Source organism: Natronomonas pharaonis DSM 2160 (genome assembly GCF_000026045.1).
GTDB lineage: Archaea > Halobacteriota > Halobacteria > Halobacteriales > Haloarculaceae > Natronomonas > Natronomonas pharaonis.
The window spans coordinates 1,423,833-1,438,555 of record NC_007426.1 but is presented as its reverse complement, the minus strand read 5'-3'; the positions used below and the strand labels follow the sequence as shown (position 1 = coordinate 1,438,555).

Annotated in this window: 14 protein-coding genes and 1 pseudogene; 10 read left to right on the top strand and 5 right to left on the bottom strand. The window is 63.8% G+C overall.

The window, feature by feature from the left end; translation table 11 throughout:
- Nucleotides 1-5: 5 nt before the first annotated feature.
- Nucleotides 6-899, top strand: coding sequence for a phosphatase PAP2 family protein (locus NP_RS07380; RefSeq protein WP_011323207.1), 894 nt, complete (start codon nt 6-8; stop codon nt 897-899).
- On the opposite strand, the gene purL is transcribed toward NP_RS07380, so the two are convergent.
- Nucleotides 877-3,018, bottom strand: coding sequence for a phosphoribosylformylglycinamidine synthase subunit PurL (gene purL, locus NP_RS07375; protein WP_011323206.1), 2,142 nt, complete (start codon nt 3,016-3,018; stop codon nt 877-879). The two genes, NP_RS07380 and purL, sit on opposite strands and share 23 nt — an antisense overlap.
- Before the next feature lie 151 nt (nt 3,019-3,169).
- Between purL and NP_RS07370 the strand changes: the two genes are divergently transcribed.
- Nucleotides 3,170-3,847: a PHP domain-containing protein gene (locus NP_RS07370; RefSeq protein WP_011323205.1), complete on the top strand. Its 678-nt coding sequence runs from the start codon at nt 3,170-3,172 to the stop codon at nt 3,845-3,847.
- A gap of 8 nt (nt 3,848-3,855) precedes the next feature.
- Nucleotides 3,856-4,944 (top strand): asparagine synthase C-terminal domain-containing protein, encoded by a 1,089-nt coding sequence (locus tag NP_RS07365; RefSeq protein WP_011323204.1) that lies wholly within the window; start codon nt 3,856-3,858, stop codon nt 4,942-4,944.
- Nucleotides 4,945-4,953: 9 nt separating this feature from the next.
- Here NP_RS07365 and NP_RS07360 read toward each other — a convergent pair whose 3' ends face one another.
- Entirely contained in the window at nt 4,954-5,346 is a 393-nt protein-coding gene (locus NP_RS07360) for a universal stress protein (RefSeq protein WP_011323203.1), read from the bottom strand.
- A 505-nt stretch (nt 5,347-5,851) separates the two neighbouring features.
- Here NP_RS07360 and NP_RS07350 point away from each other — a divergent pair.
- Complete coding sequence (locus NP_RS07350) at nt 5,852-6,466, top strand: hypothetical protein (protein WP_011323202.1); 615 nt, start codon at nt 5,852-5,854, stop codon at nt 6,464-6,466.
- Nucleotides 6,467-6,475: 9 nt separating this feature from the next.
- Here NP_RS07350 and NP_RS07345 read toward each other — a convergent pair whose 3' ends face one another.
- The 3 genes from NP_RS07345 to NP_RS07335 are packed head-to-tail and all read right to left on the bottom strand — an operon-like array spanning nt 6,476 to nt 9,979.
- Nucleotides 6,476-8,932 carry a heavy metal translocating P-type ATPase gene (locus NP_RS07345; protein ID WP_011323201.1) on the bottom strand — a complete coding sequence of 819 codons (2,457 nt, stop codon included), beginning with the start codon at nt 8,930-8,932 and terminating at the stop codon, nt 6,476-6,478.
- Between the two features lie 6 nt (nt 8,933-8,938).
- Nucleotides 8,939-9,772, bottom strand: a complete 834-nt coding sequence (locus NP_RS07340) for a sulfite exporter TauE/SafE family protein (protein ID WP_011323200.1) — start codon at nt 9,770-9,772, stop codon at nt 8,939-8,941.
- Nucleotides 9,773-9,775: 3 nt separating this feature from the next.
- Entirely contained in the window at nt 9,776-9,979 is a 204-nt protein-coding gene (locus NP_RS07335) for a hypothetical protein (RefSeq protein ID WP_011323199.1), read from the bottom strand.
- A 101-nt stretch (nt 9,980-10,080) separates the two neighbouring features.
- Between NP_RS07335 and NP_RS07330 the strand changes: the two genes are divergently transcribed.
- The 6 genes and pseudogenes from NP_RS07330 to NP_RS07305 all read left to right on the top strand — a co-directional run bounded on the left by NP_RS07330 (nt 10,081) and on the right by NP_RS07305 (nt 14,722).
- Nucleotides 10,081-10,245: a cytochrome oxidase gene (locus tag NP_RS07330; RefSeq protein WP_011323198.1), complete on the top strand. Its 165-nt coding sequence runs from the start codon at nt 10,081-10,083 to the stop codon at nt 10,243-10,245.
- Nucleotides 10,242-10,745: pseudogene (locus tag NP_RS07325) on the top strand (cytochrome c oxidase subunit II); the annotation flags it as partial. The gene NP_RS07330 and the pseudogene NP_RS07325, both read left to right, overlap by 4 nt.
- A 5-nt stretch (nt 10,746-10,750) precedes the next feature.
- The gene (locus NP_RS07320) at nt 10,751-12,496 is read left to right on the top strand and encodes a b(o/a)3-type cytochrome-c oxidase subunit 1 (protein ID WP_011323196.1); all 1,746 of its coding nucleotides are present in this window, start codon (nt 10,751-10,753) and stop codon (nt 12,494-12,496) included.
- Nucleotides 12,496-12,741, top strand: a complete 246-nt coding sequence (locus NP_RS07315) for a hypothetical protein (RefSeq protein WP_011323195.1) — start codon at nt 12,496-12,498, stop codon at nt 12,739-12,741. Before NP_RS07320 ends, NP_RS07315 begins: the two co-directional genes overlap by 1 nt.
- Nucleotides 12,742-12,829: 88 nt before the next feature.
- On the top strand, nt 12,830-13,372 hold the full coding sequence (locus NP_RS07310) for a ribbon-helix-helix protein, CopG family (RefSeq protein ID WP_011323194.1): 543 nt from the start codon (nt 12,830-12,832) through the stop codon (nt 13,370-13,372).
- A 144-nt stretch (nt 13,373-13,516) separates the two neighbouring features.
- Nucleotides 13,517-14,722: an Nramp family divalent metal transporter gene (locus NP_RS07305; RefSeq protein ID WP_011323193.1), complete on the top strand. Its 1,206-nt coding sequence runs from the start codon at nt 13,517-13,519 to the stop codon at nt 14,720-14,722.
- The last annotated feature ends 1 nt before the right edge of the window (nt 14,723 follow it).

Here is a 14,723-nt window from a genome sequence, read left to right as displayed (position 1 = left end):
CTGCCGTGCTGTTTCCGTTCGTCATCGGCCGTCTGGCCGCGGTGGTGTTGCTGTTGCTCCTCGCTGGGACCGTTTTGTTTGTGGGTCGCGAGCGTCTCGCGTTGACCCGGCGTGAACTCCGGACGCGAATCGCTGCCGTCGCACCGTATGCGGGGCTACTCGCCGTCGTACTCGTCGCCAACAAGGTCGCACGCGATGTCGGCCCCGACGTGTCGCTGCTCATCGGCGTCGGCATCACCGGCCAGTTAGAGCGGATCGACCGACAGATACTGTGGCCGCTGTTTCGCGAGGAAACGCCCCAGTTTGTCGTCTGGCTGCAGTCGATGGCGACACAGGAACTCACCGCGTACTTTTCGTTCATCTACGTCTATGGCTACGTCTTCCTGCTCGTTTTTCCGCTCGTAGCCTACTTCGCTTTGCCACGGCCTGAACCGCTCCGCCGGACCATCGTCGCCTACTGTGCCAACTACGTCATCGGCGTCGTCTGTTACGTCCTGTTTATCGCCTACGGGCCGCGGAACATCATCGTCGAACAGGCCGACGGACTGCTTTATAGCCAGTACGCCCAGTACCAGTTCGTGACGACGGCTGTCAACGACGAAACGAACGTCTTTCCGTCGCTACACACATCGATGGCTGTCACAGCGGCGCTGCTGGCGTGGACGACACGCGATGAGTATCCGCTGTGGGTGCCGGTAGCGGCGTTGCTCGCCGTCAGTGTCGCCATCTCAACGATGTACCTCGGTATTCACTGGGCGACCGACGTGGTGTTCGGCATCGCGCTCGCGTGGGTGAGCGTCGAACTCGGCAAGCGATACGAGGAGACGCCGCCGACGCTCGGCCGGCTCAAGGCCGGAGCCGGACGAGTGTGGCGTGCTATTCCAGTGTCTCGCCGATAACCGACCGCAGCGAGGCGATGTCCGCCGCGCTGTAGGAGAGTGTTTCGTCGCCGACCGACAGCTCAAGTCGGCCGCTGTCTGTCGCGTGGCCGATGTGTTCTACCGGCGCGACGCCGTCGAGCCGTTCTTTGACGGCCTCAGGGTCGGTCGTCTCAACGACGACGCGGCCAACGGCTTCGGAGAACAGCACCGAAAGCGCGTCGGGACTGCCTGCAAGGTCCACGTCGGCCCCAGCGTCGCCGACGAGTTCGGCCAGTGCCACCGCCAGCCCACCGTGGCTCACGTCGTGGGTCGCATGCGTACTATCGAGGTCGGCGATGTCTGCTACCGCCTCGATGAACGCTGCAGGGGAATCGGGGAGAGCGGGGAACTGGTCGCTGCCGCCGAACTGGGCCAAGAGTTCCGAGCCACCCAGCTCGAGGTCGCCACCGTCGCCGACGACCAGCAGGTCGCCGTCGCCGGATAGCGCCGCCGGCGGAGCGTCGTATCCGGGTTTGGTGCCGGTCATCGCCAGCGTCGGCGTCGGCGGAATCGGCCCCGACGGCGAGTCGTTGTACAGCGAGACGTTGCCGCCGACGACCGGAACATCGAGTGTCGAACACATGTCTGCCAGCCCGTTGACGATACCCCGGAAGCCGCCGTACACGTCCGGTTTCTCCGGGTTGCCGCCGTTGAGACAGTCGACTGCAGCAAGCGGCAGCGCGCCCTTGGCGGCGATGTTGGTCGCATTCTCGAGGGCGACCGCGCGGGCACCATCGTAGGGAGCCGTATCGGTCCAGTTGGGGTCTGCCCCCGACGAGAAGGCGAGGCCGACGCCGGCTTCCCGGACCGCCATCAGCGCGGCGTCGTCGCCCGGCTTGAGCGCCGTTCGGGTCCCGACCTCGTGGTCGTACTGACGGTAGACCCATTCCTTCGAGGCGGTGTTCGGAGCCGCGACAACGGCTTCGAAGGCCGTCTCAAGGTCAGGGCTCGGTCGGTCCCGGTCCGGCTGTGTCGGTTCAACGTGGTCGAGGTCGTTCATCGGCGCGCCGTCGGCCAGATACTCGGCATCACAGTCGACGACCGTCTCGCCGTCGAAAGTACAGACGTAGTTGCCGTCGGTGACGTCTCCGATGACCGAGCAGCCGAGGTCGTACTTGTCGGCGACGGCCGCGACCGCATCGACATCTTCGGGGCGGACCTCATAGCACATCCGCTCTTGGGACTCGGCGAGCAGGATTTCGAGGGCGTTCATGTTCGGCTCGCGCTGGTGGACCCGGTCGAGTTCGATGTGAGCGCCGAGGCCACCCTTGGCGACGAGTTCGGAAGACGCGCCGCCGAGACCGGCCGCGCCGAGGTCCCGGGCCGCGCGAACGAGGCTATCGTCGACGAGTTCCTCGTTGGCCTCGATAAGTCGTTTTTCAGCATACGGGTCGCCGACCTGCACGGCTGGGCGGTCCTCCGTCTCTGCGTCCTCGTCGAGGTCCTCGCTGGCGAAGGACGCACCGCCAAGCCCGTCTCGGCCGGTCGCGTTTCCGAACAGAACCAGCTTGTTCCCCGGCGTCTGTGCTTCGGCAGTCACTAGCCGCTCGTCGTCAGTCAGCCCGACGCAGGCGACGTTGACCAGCGGGTTCCCCTCGTAATCGTCGTGGAAGGCGACGGAGCCGGTCACTGTCGGGACGCCGATACAGTTGCCGTAGTGGGAGATGCCCTCGACGACACCCTCGAAGAGATACTTCGAGTGCTCGCGGTCGAAGTCGCCGAAATAGAGGCTGTCAGCCAGCGCAATCGGATATGCGCCCATCGACATCGTATCCCGGACGATGCCGCCGACACCGGTCGCGGCCCCGTCGAAGGGGTCAACGTAGGACGGGTGGTTGTGGCTCTCGATACCCATCGTGATGTAGGTGTCGCTGTTTTCGCCGGTTTCGGGGTCCGGCAGCGCGACGACGGCAGCGTCGTCGCCGGGGCCGACGACGACGCGGTCGCCCTCGCTTTCGAAGGCCGAAAGCAGCGGCTGCGACGAGCGGTACGCACAGTGTTCGCTCCAGAGGTTCTCGAACAGCGCTTCCTCGGCGGGCGTGGGCTCTCGACCCAGTTCCTCGGTGACGAGTTCGCGGTCCGACGGCGAGAGGCTCATTCATCTGTATGCTTCCTTCCCCCGAATAAATCGCTTTCCATGTCCACGTTCGTGTATATGTAGGAACCTTTGGCCGCCATCCACTCGGGCGGCCGCTTGACAGACGGCGACAACCGGGCTGCTTTTTTATGCCGGCCGCGAACGGCTATCCGTGCTGTCGGTCGAGCTTCACGCCCACTCATCGCTGTCCTACGACGGCCGCGACCCCGTCGAACTGCTCTTAGAGCAGGCCGAAGCGGTCGGCCTCGATGCGCTCGCGGTCACCGACCACGACGAAATCGACGCTTCCTTAGCGGCTGCGTCGAAGGCCGCAGACTACGGATTGGTTGGTATCCCCGGTATGGAGGTTTCCAGTGCCGCAGGCCACATTCTCGCACTCGGCGTCGAGGAACTCGTTCCCGCCGGCCTGAGTTACGATGAGACGCTTGACCGTATCCGCGACCAGGGTGGAATTGCCGTCGTTCCCCACCCGTTCCAGACGTCCCGCCACGGCGTTGCCCCGCATATCACTGACGCCCAGTTGGCGGCTGCCGACGCCATCGAGGTCTACAACTCCCGGCTCTTTACCGGCCGTGCAAACCGGCAGGCCGAGCGGTTCGCCGAACGGTACGACGTGCCGATGACTGCCGGCAGTGATGCGCACATCGCCGAGATGGTGGGGCAAGCCGTTACCGAAGTCGACGCCTACCATCGCAGCGCCGAAGGAATTTTGGACGCCATCGCCGAGGGACGAACGAGCGTCGTCGGCAAACGGACGCCGTGGGCGATTAGCATCCAACAGTTCGGCGGCGGTGTTACCCGCCGCATTGCCGGATTACTGCCATGGTAGACGAGCCGATGCAGGGGACGGCTGTCGAGGCCGTCCGCGAGTGCCTCGAAACAAAAGCCCCGCTGGCTGGGACCTGCGGGTTCGCTGGTGAACTCGATGGGGGCGTCGTCCGGGATGTCCTCGGCCGCTATCCGGCCTTTACCGAGCCCGAGACTCCCTCAGCGTGGAGCCCTGACCCAACCGACCTCTCCGAGCCGGAGCCGGTCCCCGCCGGCTGTATCCGGACCGCCGACGGCGACAGACAGGTGTGGTCGCTCCCCGACCCGGAGCCGGTCGCGGATACCGACCGTGCCGTTTCGGCAGTCGCCGACGCTATCGACGCCGCAATCGACAGCGTCGACGGCGCGCCAGCGGTCGCCTTTTCCGGCGGCATTGATTCGTCGCTGCTCGCGGCCGGCCTCGACGGCCCGCTGTACGTTGGCGGCTTCGAGGGCAGCCACGACATTACGGCAGCCCGTTCGGCGGCCGACCTGCTCGACCGGCGGGTCCGGGTTGTCGAATTCACTCACGCCGACCTCGAACGGGCGACGCCGACGGTCGTCGAGGCGACCGGGCGCTCGAACCCCATGGATGTCCAGCTTGCGCTGTCGCTGTATCTCATCGCCGAGGCGGTCGCTGAGGACGGCCACGACCGGCTCGCGCTCGGACAGGGGGCCGACGAGCTGTTCGGCGGCTACGCGAAAGTGGCGAAAGCCCCTGCGGACCCCCGCGTCGACGCCGACACCGTTCGTGGCGCACGCCGGGAGGTCGTCGGGTCACTGCCGTCACAGCTCGAACGGGACGTGCTGGCAGTGCGGGCCGCGGGCATCGAGCCCGTGACGCCGCTGCTGTGTGATGGCGTGGTTTCGGCAGCGCTCCGGCTTCCGGCCGAGCTACTCGTCGCGGGTGATACCCGGAAGGTGGCTCTCCGCCGTGCGGCCGAAACCGTCCCCGACGGCGGCGTGCCGGCTGACATCCGCGACCGCGAAAAGAAGGCGCTCCAGTACGGGAGCCTCCTCGCCCGGGAGTTCGACCGGCTTGCCCGACAGGCCGGCTTCAAGCGCCGGATGGACAACCACCTCGGCAAGTATATCGAGGACCGCTGTCAGGACGCCTGAACTAGCGTACTACTCCGGCGGGCAGAACAGCACCGGGCGGTCGCTGTTCAGCATCACCGACTGGGAGACGCTGCCGAACACTGCCTTGCCGGCCGGCGACCGCTTGCGGCCCGACAGACAGATAACATCCGCGTCCTCGTCGGCAGCGTACGTGACAATCTTGTCCGCAGGGTCGCCGCTCGTCTCCGCCAGCGTCACGTCGACACCCGCCGCCTCCAGTACGTCACGGGCCTCCCGGGCCGGGCCGAACTGGCTTATCGTCGCCCCCTCGACGTTGTCAGTGAACACGTGCAGGACCGTCACATCCAGCGCATCCGTGTCCCAGTCGAGGTCAGTGACCTGCTCGGCTGCCGTCCGCGCCCGCTCCTCGTCGTCGTCGATAACCAGTACGATGTGGGTCATGACAACTGCCGGCTACGCGGCCATCGCATTAAGTTATAGTGGTCAATTTCATCCACGAGCGGCCGAACCCTGCCGCCGTCCGCGTTCGGGACAACGCTTTTCGAGTTCGGCCGGACAGGGCAATGCAGAACAATGCCGACAGTCCAAACGCTCGATGACATAGAGGGACAGCCGCACACCAACGTCTTCCCGGACGCGGAGCCGAAAACAATCAGGCTGCATCTGGCGGCCGACGAGTCCGTTCCGGAGCATACACATCCGGGACGGGAATATCGTACTCCACCTGCTCGACGGACGGCTCGAACTGGCGCTCGACGACGAGACGCATACGCTGGCAGCGGGCGATGTCGCCCGTTTCGAAGGCGAACGCGAGATATCTCCGACGGCCCTCGAGGAAAGCACCGCGCTCATTGTGCTTGCTCCACGGAGTGAGTGAAACGGCATCGGCGTCCTCCCGAATACGTTCGGCAATATCGGTAGCGAGCTCGGACCGAAACGTCTCAGTATGGCTGGCTTCCCGTCCCCGTTCGGCGGTAGCGACGAATCGACCTTCGACAGCGAAGACGAGTTCGTCCCGGAGCACCTGCCGGAGCCGGGACCGTTTCTCGACGCCCACGACGTGCTGACCGGCGACCGACACGTGGCGTTTCATGACGTGACCGAGACGGTGTTCGAGGAACGGACAGTGTACGACATGACCTTCGGATACAACCTCGCGCGGCTGAATCTCGATACCCGCCATCCTGGTGCCGGCTATCGATACGCCGTCGAAGCCGACGACGAGACGGTCCTGCGGGCGGAGTTCACGCCGACGACCGATTTCTGTCCGCAGACGGATACGCTCACCGTCGGCTCGTTTCGGGCTTGGAACGGCCTTGACGACCACCACGGCTACGACCTTGTGCGGGTACGCGTTGTGTCAAGCCACCACCAAATCGAGGCTGTAAACCAGAAGCTCGAATCGCTCGAAGCGGAGTTTCTCGAAACGGGCGAGGTGCCTGCCGGCGACGGGACATCGGAACCGACGGACAATACAGCCGCTGCCGGTCCGGCGGTGGGCGGCCCCAACGGACCCGTTCCCGAGCGAGACGATGACGATGGTCCGGAAACGCCGTTTTGACGAACGCGGCTACTCGTAGTCGACGAGCGACCGAACCGAGTTCGACACCACAAGCGTGCTCGAAAGCGCCATGGCGGCGGCCGCAAGTAGCGGGTTGAGAACGCCGGTAACAGCCATCGGAATCGCCAGCCCGTTGTAGACGAACGCCCAGCCGAGGTTCTGTCGGATGCGGCTGTTCGTCCGCTCGGCGATGTGGAACGTCTCCTCGATGGCGTGGAGGTCATCACGGACAATGACGGCGTCGGCGGCGTCAGTCGCTAGCTTCGTGCCGCTGGCGAGCGCGATACCGAGGTCGGCCGCTGCGAGCGCCGGCGCGTCGTTGCTGCCGTCGCCGACCATTGCCACGGAGCCGTCGCCGCGAAGCCGGCGAACGGTTTCGGCTTTCGCCTCGGGGGGCACCCCGGCGAACACCTCGTCAACGCCGTCAACAGAACGGAATCGGTCTGCGGCAGCCCCCTCATCGCCGGTAAGGACGACAACCGACCGGTTGCGTGACAGCGACTCGACGGCTTCACGCCACTCTGGGCGTGGTGTGTCCCCGACGACGATGACGCCGCGGCAGCGGCCGCCCCAGCCGACTGCCACCGGTACGTCACCGTTGGCTCTGGTCGCCTCGATGTGGTCGGAATACCGTTCCTCGACCGACAGGCCGTTGTGCCGTAGCAAATCGGGGTGGCCGACGACGACCGTCTCGTCGTCCACGGGCGCGACGACACCGCGGGAGTGCCGTTCGAAGCCGTCGGCGTCAGCGATGGCTGCGTCGGCGGACCGGTCGCTACCGGAGTCGGTCGGTGATTCTTCGACAACACCACCATCGGCCGCCATATCTCCGGCTGCATCGTATTCGACGATAGCTTCGGCGATGGGGTGCTCGGAGAGTGCTTCGACGGCCGCAGCCCGCTCGACGACGGGTTCGGCGTCGTCCGCGTGGACGTCCGTAACCGCCATCGACCCCTGCGTGAGCGTGCCGGTCTTGTCGAGGACGACCGTTTCGATGTCTGCCGCTTCCTCAAAGACGGTCTCGGTGGCGACCACGATACCACGCTCGGTGGCAGCGCCGACACCGGAGGCGATAGCCAGCGGCGTCGCCAACCCGAGCGCGCACGGACAGGAAACGATAAGAACGGTCAATCCGACCAAGAGGGCGGCCGTGACAGGGTTGCCAGCGACGAGCATCCACGCAGTGATGACCGTCGCGACCACGATGACGAGCGGGACGAAAATCGTCGCCAGTCGGTCGGCGAGCCGCTGGACGCCCGGGGAGCGGCTCTGTATCGACCACAGCAGCTCAACAAGTCGGTCCAGCGTACTCTCGGCCCCCTCGTCGACCGCAACAACGAGCGGGGCGTCGGTGACGACGGTACCCCCTGCAACGCCGTCGCCCGGCCGTTTCGTCACGGGGTGGGACTCGCCGGTGATGAGCGACTCGTCGACGGCGGCTGACCCCTCGACGACTTCAGCGTCGAGCGGGACCCGCTCGCCCGGTCGGACGAGCAGCCGGTCGCCGGCCGCCACCTCCGAGACAGGGACGGTCTCGCCGTTCTCACGGCGGGCTTTGTCGACCTGCTGTTCGGTCAACTCCGACAGCAGCCCGACTGCCCGCTGCTTGATGCGGCTCTCGTAGTAGCCCCCAGCCGTCACCACGAGGATGACGGCGACGGAGACGTCGAAGTACAGGTCCGTACGCCCGACGAGCATCGCGAGCGTGCTGTAGGCGTAGGCACTGCAGGCCGCAAGCGTCACCAGCAGGTCCATGTTCGGCGCGCCGGCTCTGAGGCTGACGTACGCGCCGCGGATAATCGGCCAGCCGGTGTAGAACAGGACAAACGACGTCATTAGCCAGATATTGGCGAAGACGTACAGGCCGACGTATCCATCGAGGTCGACAACCGGGTCGTAGCCGAAGTATGTCGGATACAAAAAGAGGACATACCACATCATCACCATCATCCCGAAGAAGCCGCCACCGGCGAGGAACTTCGCGACCGCGTTGGTCTCGTCGCCGTGCCGTCCGTCCGCCCGCTCGCCGGCCTCGTAGCCGTAGCCGGAGAGCTGTTCGGGAAGCGCTGACTCGTCGACCGCTTCCGGGTCGTAGTTAACCCGGACAGTGTCGGTCGCATAGCTTGCCTCGACGCTGTAGACGCCGTCGAGGGCCTCGGCCCGCCCTTCGAGGAATGCTTCACAGGTGGTACAGTGCATTCCGTCGACGGCGAAAAAGGCGGCCTCGCCACGGTCGTCGCTCTCGTCGGGGGCGTCCCCGCCGACTCGGTTCCGGACCGCTGCCGCGGCCTCCTGGTCGAGGTCGCCGAGTGACCGCTGGACCTCCAGACAGCCCCGACAGCAGAACTCCCCTTCGGTGTCGGCACCAGCAACTGGCGACGCGGGGAGCGGGAGGTCACAGAGCCGACAGGTGTCGTCGGTGTCGAGGGCGGGGTCGGAGTCGAAGTCGAAGTCGGGGTCTGACATAGTCTGTTAGAGCGGCTGGTAGAACGGTATCGGGGGGTGTGGAAGGTGAATGCCGAAGGCGAGCATCAGCCCGTGCTGAATCGGTATGTACCCCAGGACGATGAACGCCACGCCGAGCAGCCGGTGGAGGCGAACCCTGCTTGAGGTGCTGAGCGAGCCCAGCGCCGTGCCGTAGACAAAGAGGGTCGGTATCGTTCCGAGGCCGAGTACGGCAAGCGAGAGCGCACCGCGGACCGGGTCACCGAGCGCAAACGCGTACAGATAGGCGGGATAGATAATCGGGCACGGCAACAGTCCGTGCAGCGCTCCGAGCCCGAGGATGCCCGGCGAGTTCGCGAGCCGGTCGATACGGCTTGTGAGCAGCCCCGAAACCCATCCGAAGAACGTCCCGATAACGGGAACGCCGTGTGGCACGCCGGACTGGCCCCTGAGGTAGTAGAGGCCGCTGGCGACGATGGCGATACCGACAAGTAGCCCGACACCGCCTCTGACTGAGTCCCCGACCGCGGTGACAGCGTCCGTCGAGGCGAAAGCGAGCGCTCCGATGAGACCGAACAGTCCCCCGATGAGGGCGTAGCTCCCTGCCCGCCCGAGATTGAACAGGGCATGCTGTCGGACTTCGTATAACGTTAGCGCGTTCGCGCGTCGCGTTCCCGCCTGCGGATTGAACCGGTCGGCGTAGGCGGTCACGAGCGGACCACACATTCCGAGACAGTGTGCCCCGGCGAGCAGGCCGATGACCAGAAACACCAGCAGGTCGACGTGTTCGGTCGGCAGCGTCGTCGAGTGGTCATGAGCCTGCGCGAGAACCGAGGCGAGCGGCAGCGCCACCGCCTGCATCACCTAGACGGCCGCTCCGCTGTCGCCGTGATGGCCGCCCTCAACTGGTGACATCGCTATGTACAGCACGGCAAGCGTCAATAGCACGTTGACGGTCGAGAACGCTGCTGCAGTCGCCGAAAGCGTATACCCGTACAGCGCGACCGGAATGAGCGCCAGCGCGCCGACGGCGGCGGCTTGACGTGGCGAAAGCGCGTCGATTGGCATGCAGGCGACTTGGGAGTAGTGACCCATAAAACGTTGGCCCTGTCTCAGTGCGCTGGAAAGAGGGGGTTAACAAATAAAACACCTCGCTATAATCCCCGTATATGGGTACGGACGTAGAACGAGAAATCGGACACGACGAGTACGACCCCAAGGGAACGCTCGCGCTCATCGCGATATACTTCCTGCTCATCGCGGGGCTGTGGATATTCACGTATTTCGTTGAGTTCCTCGGCAACGAGATGACCGTCGTGGGGGTGGTGTTGTGAACATCCACACCTACGAGAAGTTCTGGCTGGCCGCGGCGATGGTTCTCATCGTTGGCTTCATCGCGACAATCACCTACGGTTCGGTGGGCATCGGTATCGCGATGGTCGACGACGAGCAAGACACCGTCAACCCCGACAACCTTGACGAACATCCGGGCTTTGCTGACCCTGGCGTCGAGCAAGTCGGCGAAAACGAATACGAGGTCCATATCATCGCTGTGCAGTATGCGTATTTCCCGGGCGATTTCGAGGTGCCCGCTGACAGCGAAGTAACGTTCCACGTCACGAGCGAAGACGTGATACACAGCTTCAGCGTCGTTGGTACAAACGCGAACACGATGGTCATCCCCGGCGAAGTCGCCTCGCTGACCGTCGAGATGCCGGATGTCGACGAGCCAACGGAATACGGCATCCTCTGTAACGAGTACTGTGGCCCGGGCCACCACGACATGGAGGCGCTGATGACCGTCGTTCCTGAAGACGAATTCGAACTGGAGGACGACGAATGAGCACGTACATTGAGCAGTTCCCCGAAGAAGCACGCATCGTTCGGCTAGCGTTTTTCAGCTCGTTTGCTGCCCTCGCTGTTGGCGCAGCGCTAGGGCTTGTACAGGTACTCCACCGAACCGACATCGTCCGATTCATCGACTCCGCTAAGTATTACGACGTGCTGACGCTCCACGGCGTGTTGCTTGTAATAACGTTTACCATCTTCTTCCTTGTGGGCATCTTCACGTGGGCCATCACGACCAGCCTCGATAGGAGCCTCGGAAATATCAGGTTCACGCAGGCGTGGTATGGCCTGATGGTCGTTGGGACCGTGTTGGCGGCCCTCCCGATGATCGGTGGCCTCATCGATTCCGTAGAGATGAGCGCCGGCGTCCTGTTTACGTTCTACGCGCCGATGCAGGCACACCCGCTGTTCTACCTCGGGCTCGCGATTTTCATCGTCGGCACATGGCTTGCCGGCGTTGATTGGTTCACGACATGGTGGAGCTGGAAGCAGGACAACCCCGGCGAGCGGATTCCGCTGCCGACCTTTATGGTTTTGACGACGATGATATTCTGGTATCTCTCCAGCCTCGGTGTCGCCGCATCCGTTCTCCTGTTTCTGTTGCCGTGGTCGGTTGGCATCATCGACCAAGTGAACGCGCTCCTGACTCGAACGCTGTTCTGGTATTTCGGCCACGCAGTCGTCTACTTCTGGCTGATGCCGGCCTACATGATGTGGTACATCATGCTGCCGAAGATCTCCGGCGGCAAGCTGTTCAGTGACCCGCTTGCTCGCGTGGTCTTCGTGCTGTTCTTGGTGCTTTCGACGCCGACTGGTATTCACCACCAGTACCTCGACCCCGGCATTGCGGAAGGGTTCAAATTCATGGCGATGGTCAACACCATGTTCCTGCTGTTGCCGAGCTTACTGACGGCGTTTACCGTCGTCGCCAGTATGGAGCATGGGGCCCGCCAGCGCGGTGGCTCGGGCTACTTCGGCTGGCTCCGAGCGCTCCCGTGGCGTGACCCGGTCTTTACCGGCATGGCGCTTGCCGGGCTGATGTTCGCCGCCGCCGCGTTCTCCGGGATGGTCAACGCCGGGATGAACATCAACTACCTCGTCCACAACACGTGGTGGGTCGTCGGTCACTTCCACCTGACCGTCGGTACTGCCGTCGCGCTGACCATCATGGCTGTCTCCTACTGGTTCCTCCCACAGGTGACCGGCAAGAAGCTCTGGGGCAAATCGGTCGCGCTCGCTCAGGTCGTCCTCTGGTTTGTCGGCATGACGTTCATGTCGAACGCGATGCACCGCTCCGGGCTGGCCGGCATGCCGCGACGGACCGCAGAACCCCAATACCGGAACTTCGAGTTCGAAATGGCAGCCGGTTCACTTGGCGAACTCAACGCGCAGGTCATCCTCGGCGGTATCCTGCTGTTCGTTTCGACGCTGCTGTTCGTCCTCGTTGTCGTCATGACTGTTCTCGGCGACAAGGCAGAACCCGGGACGCTACCGGCAAACGAGTACGCCGACACGCTCTCCGGTCCCGAGGACTCGCCGAAAGTTCTCGACAACCTGAAGCTGTGGACCGCCATCGCGGTCATCCTCGTCATCCTGGCGTACGCGCTTCCGCTGGCTTCCATCATCAGCCGCGGCGGCGTCTTCGGCCCGGGTGTCGGAACCTACCCGATGGTCGTCGAGACATTGCAGGTTATCGCCCAGACAGCCGCTGACACCGTCGTCGGGGTGACACACTGATGCGGGTCAGTCGGGCCGGTCTGCTGGTGGCGATTGCGTTTTTGGTCCCGGTAATCGTCGAACTCCGGACCGCACTCGTGTGGGTCGGCATCGACCTCACAGTGCTGCAGACCGTCCTGCTGGCGCTGTTTGCAGTCGCGGCGCTCCTCGCGTGGGCTGTCGCTCCAGACGTTCGCGGCTCCGATGACGACGACTCGGAGTCACCATCAAGACCCGAGACTCCAAACCGGACCAGCGGCGACTGACACCGCCGCCAAGGCGCTTTTGATGACCTTCCGGTTTTGACCGCCTAGAGGCGTGAAGTATACCCGTCCGTAGCGCCTCCCTCCGCTCATGACGCGGCGGGTCACCGTATCGCTCGACGACGACACGGCAGCGGCTCTCGAACAACTTGACGACGAGACCGGTGCTGGTCAAAGCGAAATCGTCCGCCGTGCCCTCTCGTTTTATGCAGCCAACTACGAGGCCGCAACCGGCCGCCAAAGCGACGCGCTCGAACAGTACTACCGGATGCTTTCGTCCGGCGAACACGTCCTGTTGGATATCGACTTCCTCCATGCCTTTCTTGAACACCTTTATGCCGGCGGCGACCCCGACGCGGAGTTCGTCGCTGCTGCCGACCGTGTCTCAGACTACCATGCAAGCGAGTACGCCTCCCGGTTTGAGTCAGTCGGCGAACTGCTTGAGTGGTTGTCGTTCTGCGGCTTTCTCGATGTCCGCCACGAGGACGACGGCGTCTACCATGCCGTCTTTCCGTCCGAGGCCATTCAGTGGTTCATGACCCGGTTCATTGAGCGAAGCACGACGGATTTACCGGGTGACATCGAGACCGAACGCGGCGTCTCGAAGCTCATTGTTACCGAGCGGGAAACCTGAGCGCGCCAGTCGCGTTCCCCCACAGCAGCGTTCATACTGATTCATAAGCAGATGTGTGCCATAGCATATCGATTGATAGCTGTATGAACAACTCTCAACAATACTTTTGGGCATTTCGGCGGGGGTTGTGAGTAGATATCGAACATGGGGCTGTTAGCACGATTGAAGGCCATCGGACCGGGAGCGCTGGTCGCAGCGGCGTTTGTCGGTCCCGGTACGGTCACGACGGCAAGCGTCATCGGCGCGGAGTACGCGTATCTCCTCGTGTGGACCATCGCGTTCTCGATTCTTGCGACGATGGTGTTACAGGAGATGAGCGCGCGTCTCGGCCTGATAACTCGGGACGGACTCGGCGAGGCGCTTCGAAACGAGTTCTCAAACCCGCTGGCAAAGTGGGCGACTGTTGGACTTGTGGTGAGTGCCATCGGTATCGGCACCGCCGCGTTCCAGACCGGCAACATCGTCGGTGGTGCGGCCGGGCTGGCGACGATTACCGGCGTTAGCGAGAACGTCTGGGGGCCGGCTATCGGCCTCGTCGCGGCCGCTCTGCTGTGGAGTGGCAACTACAAGCTCATCGAACGCGTCTTTATTGCTCTCGTTGCTGTGATGGGCGTCGCGTTCATCCTCAATGCCATCATCGTCCGCCCCGACCTCGGGGCGCTTGGCGGTGGGTTGGTGCCGACGATTCCGGATGGGTCGGCCTATCTCATCGTCGGGCTTATCGGCACGACCGTCGTCGGCTACAACCTCTTCCTGCATGCGAGCACCGTTCAGGAACGTTGGGATGATAAAAGCGACCTCGCGGAGTGTCGAACAGACACCATTGCGATGGTTGCTGTCGGCGGAATTATTACGACGGCAATCGTTGTCACCGCCGCCGCGGTGTTTCCGCCAGGAACCGAAATCGACGATGTCGGCGAAATGGCAAACCAACTCGAGCCGGTCTTTGGCGGGTACGCGCTCACGTTCTTCGCTGTGGGGTTGTTCGCAGCCGGCTTCACCAGTGCGATGAGCGCTCCGCTCGCCGGTGCGTACGCGACTGCTGGCGCACTCGGTTGGGAGCGGGACCTCACCTCGATGCGGTTCCGCGCCATCTGGATGACGATTCTCGGCGTCGGCATCGTCGGCTCGGCGATGGACCTCAACCCGGTCAGCGTCATTGTCTTCGCACAGGTTGCCAACGGCCTCCTGCTGCCCATACTGGCGGTCTTCCTCATCTACGCGATGAACAACGATGACCTGCTCGGCGAGTACACGAACAGTCGGCTGCAGAATATCCTCGGCGGGCTTGTCACCCTCGTTGTCGTTGGCATCGGTCTGCAAACGCTCTACGACGTACTCGTGCTCTAAT